Raw genomic sequence first — 17,940 nt, 5'->3', positions numbered from 1 at the left:
AAAAAAACCTCCACACCGGGAGGCTTTAGCGCTATTTTTCGTTTCTTTTCTTACGCGCAAGCCCCCGGGATCAGGTGCTAAAGTAAAAAAAGAAGCGGAAAATGGCAGCATTCATGCTTGCATTACCTTAAACGTTGTCGGGGAAGTATCCGTTAGGTGATTGATACTAGCGTAATAAATAAATCCAAAAAATAAAAGAGGGAGTTAAACTCCCTCTCTCATTCATATCACGCCAGCGCGCCTTTCGCTTTTTCGGCAAGGGCGGTAAACGCCACTTTGTCGAATACAGCGATGTCTGCCAGGATTTTACGGTCAATTTCAATAGAGGCTTTTTTCAGGCCGTTAATGAAACGACTGTATGATATGCCGTTCTGGCGGGCAGCGGCGTTAATACGCGCGATCCACAGTTGACGGAACTGACGTTTCTTCTGACGGCGGTCACGGTAGGCATATTGGCCTGCTTTGATAACCGCCTGAAAGGCAACACGGTAGACGCGTGAACGGGCGCCATAATAACCTTTCGCTTTTTTCAGAATCTTTTTGTGACGTGCACGAGCTGTCACACCACGTTTTACGCGAGCCATATGCTCTCTCCTAAAGTCTTATTCGAACCAGTTAAAATGACGCTTATGCGTACGGCAGACATGCGATGACCAAACCCAGATCGCCTTTGGAGACCATGGATTTAGGACGCAGGTGACGTTTACGCTTAGTGGCTTTTTTGGTCAGAATATGACGCAGGTTAGCATGCTTGCGCTTGAAGCCGCCGGAAGCGGTTTTCTTAAAGCGCTTGGCAGCACCGCGTACTGTCTTGATTTTTGGCATTGTCTATTTCTCTACTGCGCATTGTTGATAAAATGAAGCAATGAGGCGAAGGCAACTTACCGCCGTTTGGCGCCAGGCTGCCCTACTTGTCAGGCCTTATTGTTTCTTCTTGGGTGCGAGCACCATGATCATCTGGCGTCCTTCGATTTTACTCGGGAAAGACTCAACTACCGCCAGTTCACTCAAATCGTCACGAACGCGGTTAAGCACTTCGATACCGATCTGCTGATGCGCCATTTCACGTCCACGAAACCGCAGGGTGATTTTGGCTTTATCGCCGTCTTCCAGAAAACGAATCAGGTTGCGTAGTTTTACCTGATAGTCGCCTTCGTCGGTACCAGGCCGGAATTTGATTTCCTTAACCTGAATAACTTTTTGTTTCTTTTTCTGCTCTTTGGTGGACTTGCTCTTCTCATAGAGGAACTTGCCGTAATCCATGATTCGGCAAACCGGCGGCTCGGCATTAGGGCTGATTTCAACTAAATCAACACCCGACTCCTCGGCTTTCTCAAGCGCTTCGTTGAGGCTGACTATGCCGATTTGCTCGCCGTCGATTCCCGTCAGACGAACCTCTGCCGCGCGAATTTCTCGGTTGATACGATTCGGACGCGCCGGTTGAACTCGTTTTCCGCCTTTAATACTTTATACCTCCAGTTGATGAAGATTACGGCTGCGTATCTCTTGCTGCAGCTTTTCAATAATCTCGTTAACGTCGATGCTGCCCAAATCGATGCCGCGGCGTGTACGCACGGCAACTTTGCCCGCTTCGGTTTCTTTATCACCGCAGACCAGCATATAGGGCACCCGACGCAAAGTATGCTCGCGGATTTTAAAGCCTATTTTCTCATTTCTCAAGTCCGCTTTTACACGAATGCCGGCTGCGGACAATCTTTCTGTCACTTTTGCGACGTAATCAGACTGATTGTCGGTGATATTCATCACCACAACCTGGGTCGGCGCCAGCCAGGTAGGATAAAAACCCGCATATTCTTCGGTCAGGATACCGATAAACCGCTCCATCGAACCCAATATGGCGCGATGGATCATTACCGGTACCAAACGCTCGTTGTTCTCGCCTATATAAGAGGCGCTCAGGCGACCCGGCAAGGAAAAGTCCAACTGTACCGTGCCGCACTGCCAGGCGCGATCCAGGCAATCAAGCAGGGTAAATTCAATCTTAGGACCGTAAAACGCCCCTTCACCCGGCTGATATTCAAACGCGATGCCGTTTTCAGTCAACGCGGCGGCCAGGTCTTTTTCCGCCCGATCCCAGGTATCGTCGGTACCGATACGCTTAGCCGGCCGGGTGGAAAGTTTAACCAGGATATTATCGAAGCCAAACGTGCTGTAAATATCATACACCATTTTGATGCAATTGTTTACTTCATCCCGCACCTGGTCCTCGGTACAAAAGATATGGGCGTCATCCTGGGTAAACCCCCGCACGCGCATCAGGCCGTGCAGCGAGCCGGACGGTTCGTTGCGATGGCAACTGCCGAACTCGGCCATGCGCAGCGGCAGGTCGCGGTAGGATTTCAATCCCTGGTTGAAAATCTGCACATGGCCGGGGCAGTTCATCGGCTTAATGCAGTATTCACGGTTTTCCGAGGACGTGGTGAACATATGCTCGGCATAGTTTTCCCAATGGCCCGTTTTTTCCCACAGGACACGGTCCATCATAAAGGGACCCTTTACTTCCTGATAGTGGTACGCCTTGAGCTTCATGCGCACAAAGGCTTCCAGCTCGCGAAAAATGGTCCAGCCGTCATTGTGCCAGAACACCATGCCCGGCGCTTCTTCCTGCATATGGTACAAATCGAGCTGCTTGCCTATTTTGCGGTGGTCGCGCTTGGCGGCCTCTTCCAGGTGCTGCAGATAGGTGTTGAGCTGTTTTTTATCGCCCCATGCGGTGCCGTAGATGCGCTGCAGCATTTTATTTTTGCTGTCGCCGCGCCAATAGGCGCCGGACGTCTTCTGCAGCTTGAAATGATGGCAAAAGCGCATATTGGGCACGTGCGGACCGCGGCACATATCAACATATTCTTCATGGTGATACAGGCCGGGACGGTCGTCATGGCTGATATTTTCATCCAGGATCGCCACCTTATACTGCTCGCCGCGGGCGACAAACGTATCGCGCGCCTGCTGCCAGCTCACTTTTTCCTTAATGACGTCATAGTCTTTATCGGCCAGCTCGTGCATACGCTTTTCCAGCAGGTCGAGATCTTCCTGGGTCAGCGTCCGCTCCAGATCCACGTCGTAATAAAAACCTTTGTCGATTACCGGGCCGATGGCCATCTTGGTGTCGGGCCACAGCTGCTTGATGGCGTGTCCCAGCAAATGCGCGCAGGAGTGGCGGATGATCTCCAGCCCGGCTTCGTCTTTAGCGGTGATAATGGCCAGTTGGGCATCATCGGTAATCAAATCGACGGCGTCGACCAGTTCGCCGTTCACGCGTCCGGCAATACAGGCTTTCGCCAGGCCGGGACCGATATCGCGGGCCACATCAAGGGGTGATACGGGATGATCGAACTGACGCTGGCTTCCATCAGGAAGAGTAATAACAGGCATGGTGGTTTCCTTAATTTGCAGTGGTGATCCATACGCAAGACCACATACAAATTTAATTTATATAGTAAAATCAGAAGGTTGATTGTGCTATCTCGTTATACCTTACGAAATATGGACACAAAGGCGCGCACAATTTCTGTTAGCGCCGCTGTATGACACCGCAACCAGGGCCTGATAGTAACACCATGAACTTATTGGCATCTACAAAAATTTCCCTTGTTCCGCGCCCCCGTCCCCGGGCTCCCCTATTGCCTTAAGCGCCGGGATACGCCGCCGGGCCCGGCGGCGTGCGAAAATCCAGCGTCTGCCGTGATAGGCGTAAACAAAAGGGTGATAAGCGCTAAAAATCCATAACAATTGTGTCCCTTTGTATCGTCCGTGGTGCTAAGCTCCCGCGCGGCGACGTTTGTTCTTCAACATGCTCCGTTTCGTTGGAAATGATTCATGAAAATATCACTGGTTGTCCCTGTTTATAATGAAGCTGAAGCCATACCGCTGTTTTATAAAGCGGTGCGGGAATTTGAGCCCCTGCGGCAATTTGAAGTGGAAATGGTGTTTATCAACGACGGTAGCCGGGACAATACCGCTGAGATCATCGACGCGCTGGCATTGGCCGACAGCCTGGTGAAAAAGGTGGACTTTACCCGCAATTTCGGCAAGGAACCCGCCCTGTTCGCCGGGCTGCGTTATGCCGGCGGCGAGGCGGTCATTCCCATCGATGTCGATTTACAAGACCCGATCGACGTCATCCCCCGGCTAATCGATAAATGGCGCGACGGCGCGGATATCGTCCTGGCAAAACGCTCGGACCGCATGACCGACAGCCGGATGAAACGCACAACCGCCGAATGGTTCTATAAACTGCATAATAAAATCAGTTCGCCCAAAATCGAGGAAAACGTCGGTGATTTCCGCTTAATGTCCCGCGAGGTGGTGGATAATATTCTCACCTTGCCCGAGCGGAACCTGTTTATGAAGGGAATTCTTTCCTGGGTGGGCGGGCGCACCGCGGTAGTGGAATACTCCCGCGCCAGCCGCGTGGCCGGCGAATCCAAATTCAACGGCTGGAAATTATGGAACCTCGCTATCGAGGGCATCACCAGTTTTTCCACTTTCCCCCTGCGCATGTGGTCCTACATCGGACTGAGCGTCGCCCTGTCCTCTTTTTTCTACGCTATCTGGATGGTCATCGACAAATTGGTCTGGGGCAATAACGTGCCTGGTTATCCCTCCCTGATGACGGCCATTCTGTTTTTAGGCGGTGTGCAGCTGATCGGCATAGGGGTATTGGGTGAATATATCGGCCGTATCTATATGGAAACTAAAAACCGGCCAAGGTATATAATAAAGAAATAAGCACAGCCCGATAGATGCCGGCAATCATGCCGGCGCTACGCCAGAAACGGAGGGCTATCTGGTGAAAACGGCGGGCGGCGTTTTTGCTACAGAATGCAAACATCTTTATAATCGGGGCTCAACAGAACATTATCATGGCGTATAAAGTGTCAAGTAAAAAAAATGGTTTTGCACCAAAAAGCAGCAAACCCGCCGAAGCGGGTTTGTTTGAATCAGCATGTCATCATGAGGTAAATTATACCAAAGCAGTAACGACAGCGACCCAAAAAGCCATGCATATCAATACTATGCTGGGCAACGTTAAACGATAGAACTGATCCATAACCACCTCACATTTACCTGACATCTTTTAAGAATAATCCTACGCCAATTCTTGTATAAAAAACAGGATCTGGATCATTCTTTAATACATTTAATCTATCAAAAACGCTTACTGGATCACGTAACGGACACCCTTTTCCCTCTTTTCAGCATGCCTTGCGGGTCGCTGGGCGTCAGTGCGTTACATCTGGCCGTTCACCTGCATCAAGACGCCTGACAATCCGGCTAAAACGACCAGTAAAAGCAGGCTAATCCACTTCCAACGTTGTTCTGATTTGCTATTCATCGCGTTCCCCCTCAATCGTCTATGCCTATATCGTCCGGCGGGGCAGAAACTTGAGCGAAAAAATAAAAATAATGACAGCGCCGCTTTTTACGCGCCTGGGACGGGTGGCGATTGGTGCTATGCTGGGAGCCATTTCATTATAAGGAGATTGTTATGACCCAAATAACGACCCTGACCCTGGCGCCTTCGCTGGATAGCGCCACCACCACCGACCGCATGTATGCCGAAGGCAAGCTGCGCTGCTCCGCGCCCCAGTTCGAGCCGGGCGGCGGCGGTATCAATGTGGCGCGGGCGATCGTGCATCTGGGGGGACGGGCCACGGCGCTTTTTCCCGTCGGCGGCCCTACGGGACGGCACCTGGCCGATCTGTTGACCGCGGAGGGCGTCACCGCCGTCGCGCTGGAAACCCAGGACTGGACGCGGCAGAACCTGCATGTCCACGTGGCGAGCACCGGCGAGCAGTATCGCTTTGTCATGCCCGGCGCACGATTGACGGCGGATGAATTCCAGCGGTTCGAAGGCCATCTGTCGGGACTGCCGCAAGGCTCGCTGCTGGTGATAAGCGGTAGCCTGCCGCCGGGTGTGAGCGTGGAAAACCTGCAGCATCTGTTGCGCGAGGCGCAACGCCTGGGACTGCAGTGTATCGTCGACAGCTCGGGTCCGGCGCTGAAAGCCTGCCTGGATGTCGGCAGCCTGGCGCTGGTCAAGCCGAATCAAAAAGAACTGGCCGAACTGGTCAACCGTGAACTGAACGATCCCGACGCGGTAAGGCAGGCGGCCCTGGAAATCATCAGACAGGGCAAAACCCAGCGGGTGGTGGTGTCGCTCGGTCCCCAGGGCGCGCTGGCGGTGGATAAGGATAATGTGTTCCAGGTGGTGCCGCCGCCGGTTAAAAAAATGAGCACCGTCGGCGCCGGCGACAGCATGGTGGGCGCCATGACGCTGAAACTGGCCGACGGCGCGGATTTGCTGGATATGGTGCGCTACGGCGTCGCGGCGGGCAGCGCGGCCACGCTGCATAAAGGCACCCGCTTATGTACCCTGGAAGATACCGGACGTATCTATGATTACCTGCGTCGGGAAAGTATGATCTAAGACCCTAAGCCCACGCCGCCGGATATCGGTTGCAGAATTAGCAGTTGACATCGGCGGCGTTCGCAACAACACTCTCTCAACGCTTGACGGAACGGCGCCCTGCGCTAGCCGCTCGTCCGGCTTTTTAGATTAAGCCCTTTCTTTTGAACCCGGTACGCGCCGTTTCAGGCCGTGCAGTTGCCGGTTCGCTCCAAGGCTCATCGTCGCCGCATCGCCGGCGGTTGCGCCGCGCTGCTTGTTTTTGCGAAGTTGTCACCGAGTTGTCATCAAAAAATTCATACCTTATCGGCAAAACGACTGTAGGGGGATATGACGATGTGGCACGCCATTAGCACCATGTTGGCAGAAAAATTTAACAGGGATGAAATCAGCGAACGGCGGGAACTGCCCGGCGGGGAGTTACACGCCGCCTGGTATCTCCGTTACGGCGAACACGCGGTGTTTGTAAAGTCCGATACGCGCGAGCTGCTGCAAAAATTCACCAACGAGGCCGATCAGCTGGCGATGCTGGCCCGTAGCCATACGGTGCGGGTACCGGAGGTGTACGGCGTCGGCAGCGCCAAGGATGAAAGCTTTTTGCTGCTCGAATTCCTGGTGGAGCGCCCTTTTGACGCCCACGGGGCCTATTGCCTCGGCCAGCAGCTTGCCCGGCTGCATCAATGGAGCGAGCAGCCGCAGTTCGGCCTGGATTTTGACAATGACCTCTCCACCGTAACGCAGCCCAACGCCTGGCAGCGCCGCTGGTCGGTGTTCTACGCCGAACAGCGTATCGGCTGGCAACTGCAGTTGGCGGCGGAAAAAGGGCTCTATTTTGGCGATATTGATAAGATTATCGCCCAGGTCGCGGACCGCCTGCACGATCGACAGCCCCAGCCTTCACTGCTGCACGGCGATCTGTGGCCGGATAATTGCGCCAACAGCGCTCAGGGTGGTTTTTTATACGATCCGGCGTGTTATTGGGGCGATCGCGAATGTGATTTGGCCATGCTGCCGCTCTATGATCGGCTGCTGCCGCAAATTTACGACGGTTATCAGAGCGTGTGGCCGCTGGATAAGGGGTTTATCGAACGACAGCCGCTTTACCAGCTCTATTACCTGTTGAACCGGGCCAACCTGTTTGGCGGCGAGCATATCGCCATCGCCAACGAAGCTCTGGATAAAATACTGAGCAGTGATTAAGCGGAGCCATGCGGGCGGCCCTGCGGCTGCCCGCGCGTCTTCAGAGCATGCCGAGAAGCTTGAGGACAAAATAGCCCACCACCGCCAGGATAATGGGCAGGATGTATAAAGGAAAAAATTGCAGCAAAATCGTATGCCGCGGCATCACGATCTTTTCCTCCAGCTGGGTACGACTCAGCCCCTGGCTGCCGCGGGCCTGCTCCAGCACCATCTGATCCTCGACCCCTTCGCGCACGTGCCTGACCTGGCGCGACATGCGCGCGCCGGAAGCCTGCAGGGCCAGGCCGACAAAAATCAGGAAATAAATGAGCCAGAACATCAGGTTAGCGCTAAACCCCTGGCCATCGAACACCGGTTGCGGCGAGTTGTACCAGAAAACATTCAGAAATGAGGTGTTAAAACGCAGCATATCTATCATGACATGGAAAAAATCAGCCATTACCGCATTGATTCCCTTATTTTGCTCACTATGCTGATAGAGAAATTTCAGGATAGAAATCACGGTAGAAAGTAAAGCCGGTATAAAAATAATCCATCCCGCGAGGCGTTTGATCACGGCCAGGCGGCCAGCTTGTTGATACGTCATGCGTTCCCCTTGTTAAACGACGCCAACCATAGCCCTTAAGTTTATCTATAATTTACCTTTTCTGCTGTGTTTTATTGGTGCTACCCTCTTTCCTCGCCCTTTTTTTGCAAACAGGAGCCCAAGGTATGGCGTTAACCCTACCCAAGGAAGCTGTAATATTTGATATGGATGGACTGATTATCGACTCCGAGCCCTTATGGCATCAGGCTGAGCTGGATGTCTTCGCCGCCATGGGCATGGACGTGTCGGTGCATGACGCGATTCCGGATACATTGGGTATGCGCATCGATCAGGTGGTGAAGGCCTGGTATCAGCTAAGTCCGTGGCAGGGGGCTTCTCTGGAGGAAGTCAGCAACAGCATCATTCAGCGCGCGTTGGCGTTGGTGGATGAACGCCGTCCGCTGCTGCCCGGGGTCGCCCATGCGCTGGAGACCGCCAGGGATTGCGGCATGAAGATTGGCATGGCCTCGGCGTCACCGCTGTTTATGCTGGAACATGTGCTGGAGATGTTTGACCTGCGCCATTATTTCGACCATCTGGCATCGGCGCAGAACCTGCCTTACAGCAAACCGCATCCTGAAGTCTATATCCAGGCGGCGTTAAGCCTGGGCGTCGCGCCTGAGCGCTGTACCACCCTGGAAGATTCCTTCAATGGCATGATTGCCACCAAAGCGGCGCGGATGCGCTCGATAGTCGTGCCCGATATCGCCTTTCGCGCCGATCCCCGCTGGGTGCTGGCGGACGTCAGGCTGGCATCGCTGGCGGAAATAACGCCCGAACATTTCCGTTAACCCCGCCGGCATCGCCGTCACTTCCGCCGCGCAGGGAGCCACCTGAAAACTCACGTGCGGGCGCCACGCGGCGGGCGGGCGTGATTCAGAGAAAATCGTCGCGCTTGGGCGTAAAGGTATCAATCAGCACGCTATTATCCTCCAGCGCCACCACGCCGTGCATCTCATGCTTTACCGCGCGGTAGGCATCGCCGGTTTTCAGTATCCGCTCCTGGCCTTCGATGGTCACCTTGAAGCTGCCGGCGGCAACGTAGGCAATCTGATCGTGGATGTCATGCTGATGCGGCGTGCCGATAGCGCCCTTGGCAAAATGCACGCAGACCATCATCAGGTCGTCGCTCCAGGTCATGATTTTGCGTTTAACGCCCTCGCCCACGGCTTCCCACGGCGTTTCTTCGTCAATATAAAAAGTCTTCATGCTTTGTTCTCCATTAACCAACCCATTCCGGCGCGATCCTGACGAAGGACGCGACGGGATACGACGTATTTCCACCGCTTTATTTTAAGGTCCGGCTTCTGGAATGAAACCGAAAAACATCAAAAGCATGACGCTCCTCATAAAATAAATAAAACAATATTTCATTTTTATTGAATTCACATCCCGGTAGCACTATCATTTCAGCAATAAAAGGGCAACGCTTTCCCCCGGGTCAAAGCCATACCACGTACATATTCTGAAAGAGAGGCATTACGACTATGCAAGTTCGCCAAAGCATTCACAGCGATCACGCTAAACAACTGGATACCGAAGGCCTGCGCAGCCAGTTCATGATCGAAAAGATCTTCGAAGAAGATGCCTACACCATGACTTATAGCCATATCGATCGCATTATCGTCGGCGGCATCAAGCCGGTCACCAAAGCGGTGACCATCGGCGGCGAAGTCGGTAAACAGCTGGGCGTGAGTTATTTCCTGGAACGCCGCGAGCTGGGTGTCATTAATATCGGCGGCCCCGGGGTGATTGTCGTCGACGGCAAAACCTACGAGATCGGCCACCAGGAAGCCCTGTATGTGGGCATGGGCGCCAAAGACGTGCAGTTCACCAGCGTCGACGCCGCTAAACCCGCGAAGTTTTACTATAACAGCGCCCCGGCCCATATGACTTACCCCAGCCGTAAAATCACGCTGGCCGAAGCCTCGCCGCAGACCATCGGCGACAACGCCACCAGCAATCTGCGCACCATCAATAAATTTATTGTTCCCGACGTATTGCCGACCTGCCAGCTAACCATGGGTTTGACCAAGCTGGCTGAAGGCAACTTGTGGAACACCATGCCGTGCCATACCCATGAACGCCGCATGGAAGTCTATTTCTATTTTGATATGGATGAAGAAACCGCGGTATTCCATATGATGGGCCAACCGCAGCAAACACGTCACCTGCTGGTGCATAACGAACAGGCGGTGATTTCACCGAGCTGGTCGATCCATGCCGGCGTGGGCACGAAAAACTATACCTTTATCTGGGGCATGGTCGGCGAAAATCAGGTTTTCGACGATATGGACCACGTAAAAGTCAGCGAAATCCGCTAATTATCCCCGGCCGGCGTGTTCCGGCCCTTTAAACACACTACGCTGGCGATGTCCTACCGCCGCCAGCAATGAGGTTCTGGTATGATTTTAGATTCATTCAATTTGCAGGGTAAAGTGGCGCTGATTACCGGTTGCGACACCGGCCTGGGTCAGGGCATGGCTATCGGCCTGGCGGAAGCCGGCTGTGATATCGTTGGCGTCAACATCGTCGACCCTGAAGAAACCATCGCCAAAGTGACCGCCCTTGGCCGTCGTTTCCTGAGCCTGACCGCTGATTTAACCAAAATCGACGATATCCCGGGCATCATTGAGAAATCAGTGGCTGAATACGGCCATATCGATATCCTGGTCAACAACGCGGGCATTATCCGTCGCGAAGACGCCATCGAGTTCAGCGAAAAGAACTGGGACGACGTCATGAACATCAATATCAAAACCGTGTTCTTTATGTCGCAGGCGGTTGCGCGCCAGTTTATCAAGCAGGGCAAAGGGGGCAAAATCATCAATATCGCCTCCATGCTGTCCTTCCAGGGCGGGATCCGCGTGCCTTCCTACACCGCGTCGAAAAGCGCTGTCATGGGCGTTACCCGCCTGCTGGCCAACGAATGGGCTAAGCATAACATCAATGTCAACGCCATCGCGCCGGGTTACATGGCCACGAATAATACCCAGCAACTGCGTGCCGACGAAGGCCGCAGCAAAGAAATCCTGGAACGCATCCCCGCCGGTCGCTGGGGTTTGCCGGACGATCTGAAAGGACCGGCCATATTCCTGGCCTCCACCGCGTCCGATTATATCAACGGCTATACCATCGCCGTGGATGGCGGCTGGCTGGCGCGATAAGCCCGCGCCCACCCGCCCCCAAGGCGTGGTAAAGGGAAGGCGCGCCTTAGGGCGTGTTTTTCCCGTCCGCCCGGGTCACAGTATTGCGGTAGCTTGCGGTAGGGCATATGTCATCTCGGGAAGGTTTCGCTTGCCGTGCGTGAGGGTGTTTTATGTCCTGCCCGGTACCGGCAAGCGACAAGAAGGCCGTACCGCGACGGCCTCCTTGATCTCCACGCGTCCGGCAGTGCGTGCGCCGCTGCGCGGTTCCCGGCATCGCCCATCACGGCTTGTGGACCGCACGGGACGCGCTCCCGGCGCGGCCCTTAGCTTTCGCCGCTCCCGGCGGCTCATCCAGCCGCGATGCGCGCTGCCGGCGCACTCTATGCCGGCACCACGTCAACACCATCGTCTGTGAGTAAAATGGCGTTTTGGGTTCCTTAGTGGTATGTAGTTACATACCCGACACCAGACACTATCCCAAGCAACAGCGCCGCTGTCGTTTCATAAAACGCATTGCCAACAGCGACATGTGGACCGGCATAAAGCGCGCTGACGGCGTCTGTGACCCCGGCATGAGCCGCCGGGAGCGGCGAAAGGCCCGGTTGCGCCGGGAGCGCATACCGGGCCGGTGCATCACGGGGGCATGGGCGACGGAAGGCATCGCGCAGCGACGCGCGACCTGCCGGGCGCGCGGAGGTCAAGGAGGCCGTCGCGGTACGGCCTCTTTGTCGCTTGCCGGCGCCCGGCAATACATATGAACACCTCACGCACGGCAAGCGAAACCCTCACCGCGGCCACATACACCACCCCGTAAACCGCCAGCAAAACTCACGCTGCGGCCACAGACATCACCCTGCAAACCGCCAGCGAAACCCTCACCGCGGCGACCGTCATCTGCACGGCTGTCCAATATCACCAGACCCTATCGGCCGCATAACACCCCAGGGCGGCGATCGCCAAATCTACACACAGTGGATGAAACGGAATCTGTCCCTATGGCGTTTTATCGGGTGGGGTTTCCCCGCCTCAACGAGACACCATCGCGCAAAAGGCCTGCCATCACCCGCACTGGATAAGCCCGGTGGCAAGACCCCGCGCCGCGGGGTTTTTTATTTGTTACAAGGTAACCTATTCCCGCCGTAGCCGGATTCCTTTATACTGGACAAATGACCAGTTTAATCGATCGCATCCGCTATGACCGCTGAAGGGCATCTTATCTTCGCTCTGGCGAGCACCATTTTAGCCAAAAAAATGGAGCTCTCGCCCGCGCTTGCCCACGGCGACTGGTGGCATATCGTGGCCGGCGGCCTGGTAACCTGCCTGCTGCCCGACATCGATCATCCCCGTTCCTTCCTCGGCCAACGCCTGAAGTGGATCTCGCTGCCCATCGCCCGCGTCTTCGGTCATCGCGGTTTTACCCATAGCCTGCTGGCCATCATCGCCGGCATCGTGCTCTTTACCCTGAAACTCGACCCGGGAATGCTTATCCCGCTGGACGCGTTCCACGGCATGATTATTGGTTATCTCAGCCATATCCTCGCCGATATGCTGACGCCGGCCGGCGTTCCGCTGCTCTGGCCCTGCCGCTGGCGGTTCCGCCTGCCGGTATTGTATCCGCAAAAAGGCAACCAGCTTGAGCGGGTGCTGTGCGTGGCGGTACTGATTTTCGCCGTGCAGCATCCGCAGGGCGCGCCGCTGGGCACCCGCATGCCCATCCCGGATTCCGTTGCGGCGTTATGGTCCAAGGTGCGCGGTAATTTCTAATGGCCGTTTTGCAGACAATATCATCTTTTCAGAAAATACCGGGCAATTGCGCGCCGCGCGCCGGTTCCCCGAAAAAACTGTTCTATAGTTGATCTACCGCTCAGATAACCATAACCGCGGACCAGCCACTGTTTGCCATTACACTGGTAAGAGGAGCAATCGACTATGTCAAAACCCACCGACCCTTCACAAGGCAAAACCCCCCTAACCCATCAGGCCCCCGCCCCCGACGGCAGTTCGGCGCAGCCCGGGCTGGGCCATCTCGCGCCGGACGACAACAGCCATCTGGCGCAGCCCGGCACATCGGAGCCGGGTAAACAGCCCACCGTCTCGGGCTCGGTTAAAAGCCCGCAAAACAGCAATGCCAAGCTTGACGCGCTGCAGCCGCATCGTAAATCAGGGTATCAGCAACCCCTGACCACCGATCAGGGCTTAAAAATATCCGACGACCAGAATTCGCTGCGCGCCGGCAAGCGCGGACCGACCCTGCTGGAAGATTTTATCCTGCGCGAAAAAATCACCCATTTTGACCATGAGCGCATCCCCGAACGTATCGTCCACGCCCGCGGCTCCGCCGCACACGGCGTGTTTGAGGTCTACCGTCCGCTGACCGAGATAACCAAAGCCGGATTTCTCAGCGATCCGGCGGTGAAAACGCCGGTATACGTACGTTTTTCCACGGTACAGGGTTCCCGCGGGTCGGCGGACACCGTGCGCGATATCCGCGGTTTCGCCACTAAATTTTATACCCAGGAGGGCAACTTCGATCTGGTGGGCAATAATACGCCGGTATTTTTTATCCAGGACGCGGTTAAATTTCCAGATTTCGTGCATGCGGTCAAACCCGAGCCGCATAACGAAATGCCCCAGGGCGGTTCCGCGCATGACACATTCTGGGATTACGTCTCCCTTCAGCCGGAAACCCTGCACAATGTCTTCTGGGCCATGTCCGACCGCGGCATTCCACGCAGCTACCGCACCATGGAAGGATTCGGCATCCACACCTTCCGCCTGATCAATGCCCAGGGCAAAGCCACCTTTGTGCGTTTCCATTGGAAACCCCTGGCGGGTAAAGCATCGCTGGTCTGGGATGAAGCGCAAAAACTGGCCGGTAAGGATGCTGATTTCCACCGGCGCGACCTGTGGGACGCCATCGAGGCCGGCGACTATCCGGAATACGAACTGGGCCTGCAGCTGATACCGGAAGCAGACGAGCATAAGTTCGACTTCGATCTGCTCGATCCCACCAAGCTGATCCCCGAGGCGCTGGTGCCGGTGGAAATCGTGGGTAAAATGACGCTGAACCGCAATCCGGACAATTTTTTCGCGGAAACCGAACAGGTGGCGTTTCACCCCGGCCACATCGTGCCCGGCATTGATTTTACCAACGATCCGCTGCTGCAGGGCCGGTTATTCTCTTATACCGATACGCAAATCAGCCGGCTCGGCGGGCCGAACTTCCATGAAATCCCGATAAACCGTCCGGTCTGTCCTTATCATAATTTCCAGCGCGACGGTATGCACCGCCAGGATATAGACACCAATCCCGCCGCCCATGGACCCAACTCCATCAATGACAACTGGCCGCGGGAAACCGCGCCGGCGGCGGAAAACGGCGGTTTCGCGTCTTATCAGGAACGGGTGGACGGCCATAAAATTCGCGAGCGCAGCGACTCGTTCCTGGAATACTTCTCGCATCCCCGCCTGTTCTGGCTCAGCCAGACCCCGGCCGAGCAGCAGCATATCGTCGATGCCTTCAGCTTTGAGCTGGGCAAGGTCGGCCGCGCCTATATTCGCGAGCGAGTCGTGGATTTGCTGACCCGCGTCGACGTGGAGCTGGCCAAACAGGTCGCCGCCAAACTCGGCATCCGGCTTTCCGACGATGCGCTTAACACGCCGCCGCCCAAACCGGTCAATGGCGTAGCGCAAGATCCGACCCTTAGCCTGTATGCCACCGGCAGCGGCGCGCTGAAAGGCCGCCAGGTGGCGCTGCTGGTCAGCGACGGCGTCGACGCCGCCGACGTGCTGGAGGCATTGCAGGCACTGAAGGCGGAAGGCGTGCATGCCAAAATACTGGCCTCGCACGGCGGCAACGTGGTGGCGAACGACGGCTCTACGCTGCCTATCGACGCCACCTTTGACGGATCGCCCTCGATTACGGTCGACGGGGTTATCGTGCCGGACGGCAACCTGGACGCCTTGCTGCTCAGCGGCGCCGCGCGGCATTATATTCTGGAAGCCTACAAGCATCTGAAAGTCATCGGCCTTAGCGGTGACGCCAATCGGTTTAAACAGCCCCTGGGGCTGACCGATCTGCCGGAGGACGGCATTTGTGAAGGCGCCGCCACACAAGGCCGGCTGATGCAGGATTTTCTGGATCAGCTGAAGCTGCACCGGGTATGGTCGCGGATTAGCAAAATTGACGGCGTGCCGGCTTAGCGGGCGCGGTCACCGCCAGGCGTCCGTCGCGCGCGCCTGGCGGTGAAAAACGAAATGGGCGATAAGTGAAAAAATTCACTTATCGCCCATCACTTTTCCTACCCGGCGATCATTACAGCATTATTTTTGCGGGTTGGTATCGTATTCCTGGCAGCTCTGGAAGCCCTTATTCAGGACAATATTATTTTGGTCGTAGCTGACGAAATAGTTAATCGGCTTGCCGTCGCGTGTGCCCAGGACATAGGAGTCGCAGGTACCACGGGCGTTAATCATGGTGGCGGAGGTGGACGGAATGCCCCCGATAGCACGGGCCTGCTGTTTAGTCATGCCTTTTTTGACATCACTCACTACAGGTTTTTTCATATAACTGTCGGCACGATCGTAAACGGTACAACCGGAAAGAATGGTAAGCGCGGTAGCGGCGGTAAAGGCAATAACAATTTTCTTATTCATAAGTGTCACCTCATTTTGATATGTATGGATAAGTGTAGAAGACAAAAGGCTTTTTTACAAATCTAAGCGCAACGGTAAGTCACCTTTTTTTTCGTTCGCCCACGGCGGGGCCGTTAACCGTTTTTAGCCATGCTGATGCTTTCGCTAAATTCCAATTCGTTTTACAATCAGGAAATTAATCTTTTTTTTTGCGTCGAACTCGTTGCGACGCCTGCGAGGGAAATAGACACATGACTCGGCAACAAGACATTATTGCAGCGCTAGGGGCAAAACCCGTTATCGATCCGGCCGCGGAATTTCGCGTCAGCGTCGATTTCCTGAAACGTTATCTGCAGCGCTATACCTTTATCCACACGCTGGTGCTGGGCATCAGCGGCGGGCAGGATTCGACGCTTACCGGTAAGGTTTGCCAGGCCGCCATCAGCGAACTGCGCGGGGAAACGGGCGATGAGCGCTACCAATTCATCGCCGTGCGCCTACCCTACGGCGCGCAGCAGGATGAGGCGGATTGCCGGGATGCCATCGCCTTTATCCAACCCGATCGCGTATTGACAGTAAATATCAAAAATGCCGTCCTGGCCAGCGAGGCCGCGCTGCTGGAGGCTGGCATCACCCTGAGCGATTTTATCAAGGGCAATGAAAAGGCCCGCGAACGCATGAAAGCGCAGTACAGCATCGCCGGCATGAACGCGGGTATCGTGGTCGGCACCGATCATGCGGCCGAGGCGGTAACCGGCTTTTTTACCAAATATGGCGACGGCGGCACGGATATCAATCCCATCTATCGCCTGAACAAACGCCAGGGCCGGGCCATATTGGCCTATCTGGGCTGTCCGCAGCACCTGTATCTTAAAGCCCCGACCGCCGATCTGGAGGAGGATCGCCCGGCGCTGCCGGATGAATCGGCGCTCGGCGTCACCTATGAAATGATTGATGATTACCTGGAAGGGAAAACCGTCGCGCCCGAGGCGGCGAAGATCATTGAAGGCTGGTATGCCCGCACCGAGCATAAACGGCATCCGCCAATCACGGTATTTGATGATTTCTGGCGATAAAAAAAAGCGGCCCGCGGGCCGCTTTTTTAACGATGATTTCTGGCTATCTTTTATTTAGTCGCGTCGCGCTGCTGCATTTTTTGCGCGCGTTCCTGGAATTTTTTATTAAATTCCGCTTTTTGTTCCGGCGTTAACACATTATACATCTTGTTTTGCATTTCCAGATTGGCGAGCATTCTTTGGTTTTGTTCCTGCGCCATGCTATTTACCAGGGCCTGGGCCTTGGCGGAATCAAAGCTGTCGGCGGCGATCACGTCATGCATCTGCTGATGCTCGGCGGCCGATGGCTTTTTCATATCTTTCATGGAATCGCGCGCAATGTCATGCATTTTCTGGCGCTGTTGTTCCGTGAGTTTAAGATCCTTAAACATATGGTCCATCATAGGGCCGCGCTGATGTTGCATACCGCCTTTATGATGCATTTCGCCTTGCGCGGTATCGCCGGCTGGCGCCGCGGTAGCGCTGCTGTCCGCGGCGACGGCTAACTGAGCTGAACCTAACACCAGGGTAGTAGCCATAAATAAAGCAGTTAATTTGCGCATAATTTCCTCATATCTGATTATTGTCTGCCGCAAAATAATTTCGCCGGCAGGGTTCGTTACAGATATAAGTGTACTCGCGTTATCTTCAAGTAATGCGAGTAAAAGTAAATAACTTAAAGCCTGAAACTCACTTTTAAGGCAATCATGGAGAAAATATGGATTTTATGTGTGGAAAGCGTTATTTTCCGTGGCAATAAAATGAGGTTTTAGCCACGTCAATATGATAACTCTTACTTTACTCACCGCCAACGAATATTCAGTAATTTCTCTCGCCGCCGCGCCGCAATGATTATTTTCTGTATTTACCGATGGCGCATAT

Annotated in this window: 19 protein-coding genes and 1 other annotated feature (1 of these 20 only partly in view); of the genes, 10 read left to right on the top strand and 9 right to left on the bottom strand. The window is 54.9% G+C overall.

The window, feature by feature from the left end:
* Window positions 1-120 (bottom strand) — a sequence feature (Phe leader region) (it extends 3 nt beyond the left edge of the window).
* From pheM to thrS, 5 genes are all read right to left on the bottom strand, one after another.
* Window positions 71-115, bottom strand: coding sequence for a pheST operon leader peptide PheM (gene pheM, locus ABUK12_RS03595; protein ID WP_001386830.1), 45 nt, complete (start codon window positions 113-115; stop codon window positions 71-73). Its footprint overlaps the feature before it by 45 nt.
* A gap of 107 nt (window positions 121-227) precedes the next feature.
* Window positions 228-584: a 50S ribosomal protein L20 gene (rplT, locus tag ABUK12_RS03590; RefSeq protein WP_162365778.1), complete on the bottom strand. Its 357-nt coding sequence runs from the start codon at window positions 582-584 to the stop codon at window positions 228-230.
* A 43-nt stretch (window positions 585-627) separates the two neighbouring features.
* Window positions 628-825 (bottom strand): 50S ribosomal protein L35, encoded by a 198-nt coding sequence (gene rpmI / locus ABUK12_RS03585; protein WP_162365777.1) that lies wholly within the window; start codon window positions 823-825, stop codon window positions 628-630.
* Window positions 826-921: 96 nt separating this feature from the next.
* Entirely contained in the window at window positions 922-1,464 is a 543-nt protein-coding gene (gene infC / locus ABUK12_RS03580) for a translation initiation factor IF-3 (protein WP_162365931.1), read from the bottom strand.
* Window positions 1,465-1,467: 3 nt separating this feature from the next.
* Window positions 1,468-3,396 (bottom strand): threonine--tRNA ligase, encoded by a 1,929-nt coding sequence (gene thrS, locus ABUK12_RS03575; RefSeq protein ID WP_410014992.1) that lies wholly within the window; start codon window positions 3,394-3,396, stop codon window positions 1,468-1,470.
* Between the two features lie 444 nt (window positions 3,397-3,840).
* On the opposite strand from thrS, the gene ABUK12_RS03570 reads away from it, so the two are divergent.
* The 4 genes from ABUK12_RS03570 to ABUK12_RS03555 all read left to right on the top strand — a co-directional run bounded on the left by ABUK12_RS03570 (window position 3,841) and on the right by ABUK12_RS03555 (window position 7,633).
* On the top strand, window positions 3,841-4,752 hold the full coding sequence (locus tag ABUK12_RS03570) for a glycosyltransferase family 2 protein (protein ID WP_410014991.1): 912 nt from the start codon (window positions 3,841-3,843) through the stop codon (window positions 4,750-4,752).
* Window positions 4,753-4,886: 134 nt separating this feature from the next.
* Window positions 4,887-5,063, top strand: a complete 177-nt coding sequence (locus ABUK12_RS03565; RefSeq protein ID WP_410014990.1) for a hypothetical protein — start codon at window positions 4,887-4,889, stop codon at window positions 5,061-5,063.
* Between the two features lie 449 nt (window positions 5,064-5,512).
* The gene (gene pfkB, locus ABUK12_RS03560; protein WP_410014989.1) at window positions 5,513-6,454 is read left to right on the top strand and encodes a 6-phosphofructokinase II; all 942 of its coding nucleotides are present in this window, start codon (window positions 5,513-5,515) and stop codon (window positions 6,452-6,454) included.
* Window positions 6,455-6,769: 315 nt separating this feature from the next.
* Window positions 6,770-7,633, top strand: coding sequence for a fructosamine kinase family protein (locus ABUK12_RS03555; RefSeq protein ID WP_410014988.1), 864 nt, complete (start codon window positions 6,770-6,772; stop codon window positions 7,631-7,633).
* A 40-nt stretch (window positions 7,634-7,673) separates the two neighbouring features.
* On the opposite strand, the gene ABUK12_RS03550 is transcribed toward ABUK12_RS03555, so the two are convergent.
* Window positions 7,674-8,219, bottom strand: a complete 546-nt coding sequence (locus tag ABUK12_RS03550) for a YniB family protein (protein ID WP_410014987.1) — start codon at window positions 8,217-8,219, stop codon at window positions 7,674-7,676.
* A 125-nt stretch (window positions 8,220-8,344) separates the two neighbouring features.
* Between ABUK12_RS03550 and hxpB the strand changes: the two genes are divergently transcribed.
* Window positions 8,345-9,010, top strand: coding sequence for a hexitol phosphatase HxpB (gene hxpB / locus ABUK12_RS03545; RefSeq protein WP_410014986.1), 666 nt, complete (start codon window positions 8,345-8,347; stop codon window positions 9,008-9,010).
* 85 nt (window positions 9,011-9,095) lie between these two features.
* Here the strand turns inward: hxpB and ABUK12_RS03540 are convergent, their stop codons facing one another.
* Window positions 9,096-9,428, bottom strand: coding sequence for a cupin domain-containing protein (locus ABUK12_RS03540; RefSeq protein ID WP_410014985.1), 333 nt, complete (start codon window positions 9,426-9,428; stop codon window positions 9,096-9,098).
* 278 nt (window positions 9,429-9,706) lie between these two features.
* Between ABUK12_RS03540 and kduI the strand changes: the two genes are divergently transcribed.
* From kduI to katE, 4 genes are all read left to right on the top strand, one after another.
* Window positions 9,707-10,543, top strand: a complete 837-nt coding sequence (kduI, locus tag ABUK12_RS03535; RefSeq protein WP_410014984.1) for a 5-dehydro-4-deoxy-D-glucuronate isomerase — start codon at window positions 9,707-9,709, stop codon at window positions 10,541-10,543.
* A gap of 81 nt (window positions 10,544-10,624) precedes the next feature.
* Window positions 10,625-11,386: a 2-dehydro-3-deoxy-D-gluconate 5-dehydrogenase KduD gene (kduD, locus tag ABUK12_RS03530; RefSeq protein ID WP_410014983.1), complete on the top strand. Its 762-nt coding sequence runs from the start codon at window positions 10,625-10,627 to the stop codon at window positions 11,384-11,386.
* Window positions 11,387-12,562: 1,176 nt separating this feature from the next.
* Window positions 12,563-13,132, top strand: a complete 570-nt coding sequence (locus ABUK12_RS03525) for a metal-dependent hydrolase (protein WP_410014982.1) — start codon at window positions 12,563-12,565, stop codon at window positions 13,130-13,132.
* A gap of 165 nt (window positions 13,133-13,297) precedes the next feature.
* Window positions 13,298-15,571: a catalase HPII gene (gene katE, locus ABUK12_RS03520; RefSeq protein ID WP_410014981.1), complete on the top strand. Its 2,274-nt coding sequence runs from the start codon at window positions 13,298-13,300 to the stop codon at window positions 15,569-15,571.
* Between the two features lie 120 nt (window positions 15,572-15,691).
* On the opposite strand, the gene osmE is transcribed toward katE, so the two are convergent.
* Window positions 15,692-16,024, bottom strand: coding sequence for an osmotically-inducible lipoprotein OsmE (gene osmE / locus ABUK12_RS03515; protein WP_410014980.1), 333 nt, complete (start codon window positions 16,022-16,024; stop codon window positions 15,692-15,694).
* 230 nt (window positions 16,025-16,254) lie between these two features.
* On the opposite strand from osmE, the gene nadE reads away from it, so the two are divergent.
* Entirely contained in the window at window positions 16,255-17,079 is an 825-nt protein-coding gene (gene nadE / locus ABUK12_RS03510; RefSeq protein WP_410014979.1) for an ammonia-dependent NAD(+) synthetase, read from the top strand.
* A gap of 50 nt (window positions 17,080-17,129) precedes the next feature.
* Here the strand turns inward: nadE and spy are convergent, their stop codons facing one another.
* Window positions 17,130-17,621 carry an ATP-independent periplasmic protein-refolding chaperone Spy gene (gene spy, locus ABUK12_RS03505; protein WP_410014978.1) on the bottom strand — a complete coding sequence of 164 codons (492 nt, stop codon included), beginning with the start codon at window positions 17,619-17,621 and terminating at the stop codon, window positions 17,130-17,132.
* Window positions 17,622-17,940: the final 319 nt, after the last annotated feature.

Origin of the sequence: Sodalis sp. C49 (genome assembly GCF_046352915.1) — a bacterium.
Lineage (GTDB): Bacteria > Pseudomonadota > Gammaproteobacteria > Enterobacterales > Enterobacteriaceae > Acerihabitans.
Note: the sequence above shows the minus strand (reverse complement) of the source record. Positions and strands in the feature narration are given on the sequence as shown.

Excerpts from the sequence above, each read along its gene's own strand:
- kduD (WP_410014983.1), top strand. The coding sequence starts at position 10,625 with ATGATTTTAGATTCATTCAATTTGCAGGGTAAAGTGGCGCTGATTACC.
- rplT (WP_162365778.1), bottom strand. The coding sequence starts at position 584 with ATGGCTCGCGTAAAACGTGGTGTGACAGCTCGTGCACGTCACAAAAAG.
- ABUK12_RS03565 (WP_410014990.1), top strand. The coding sequence starts at position 4,887 with ATGGCGTATAAAGTGTCAAGTAAAAAAAATGGTTTTGCACCAAAAAGC.
- ABUK12_RS03555 (WP_410014988.1), top strand. The coding sequence starts at position 6,770 with ATGTGGCACGCCATTAGCACCATGTTGGCAGAAAAATTTAACAGGGAT.
- osmE (WP_410014980.1), bottom strand. The coding sequence starts at position 16,024 with ATGAATAAGAAAATTGTTATTGCCTTTACCGCCGCTACCGCGCTTACC.
- hxpB (WP_410014986.1), top strand. The coding sequence starts at position 8,345 with ATGGCGTTAACCCTACCCAAGGAAGCTGTAATATTTGATATGGATGGA.
- ABUK12_RS03550 (WP_410014987.1), bottom strand. The coding sequence starts at position 8,219 with ATGACGTATCAACAAGCTGGCCGCCTGGCCGTGATCAAACGCCTCGCG.
- thrS (WP_410014992.1), bottom strand. The coding sequence starts at position 3,396 with ATGCCTGTTATTACTCTTCCTGATGGAAGCCAGCGTCAGTTCGATCAT.
- ABUK12_RS03540 (WP_410014985.1), bottom strand. The coding sequence starts at position 9,428 with ATGAAGACTTTTTATATTGACGAAGAAACGCCGTGGGAAGCCGTGGGC.
- katE (WP_410014981.1), top strand. The coding sequence starts at position 13,298 with ATGTCAAAACCCACCGACCCTTCACAAGGCAAAACCCCCCTAACCCAT.
- nadE (WP_410014979.1), top strand. The coding sequence starts at position 16,255 with ATGACTCGGCAACAAGACATTATTGCAGCGCTAGGGGCAAAACCCGTT.
- ABUK12_RS03525 (WP_410014982.1), top strand. The coding sequence starts at position 12,563 with ATGACCGCTGAAGGGCATCTTATCTTCGCTCTGGCGAGCACCATTTTA.
- rpmI (WP_162365777.1), bottom strand. The coding sequence starts at position 825 with ATGCCAAAAATCAAGACAGTACGCGGTGCTGCCAAGCGCTTTAAGAAA.
- ABUK12_RS03570 (WP_410014991.1), top strand. The coding sequence starts at position 3,841 with ATGAAAATATCACTGGTTGTCCCTGTTTATAATGAAGCTGAAGCCATA.
- kduI (WP_410014984.1), top strand. The coding sequence starts at position 9,707 with ATGCAAGTTCGCCAAAGCATTCACAGCGATCACGCTAAACAACTGGAT.
- spy (WP_410014978.1), bottom strand. The coding sequence starts at position 17,621 with ATGCGCAAATTAACTGCTTTATTTATGGCTACTACCCTGGTGTTAGGT.
- pfkB (WP_410014989.1), top strand. The coding sequence starts at position 5,513 with ATGACCCAAATAACGACCCTGACCCTGGCGCCTTCGCTGGATAGCGCC.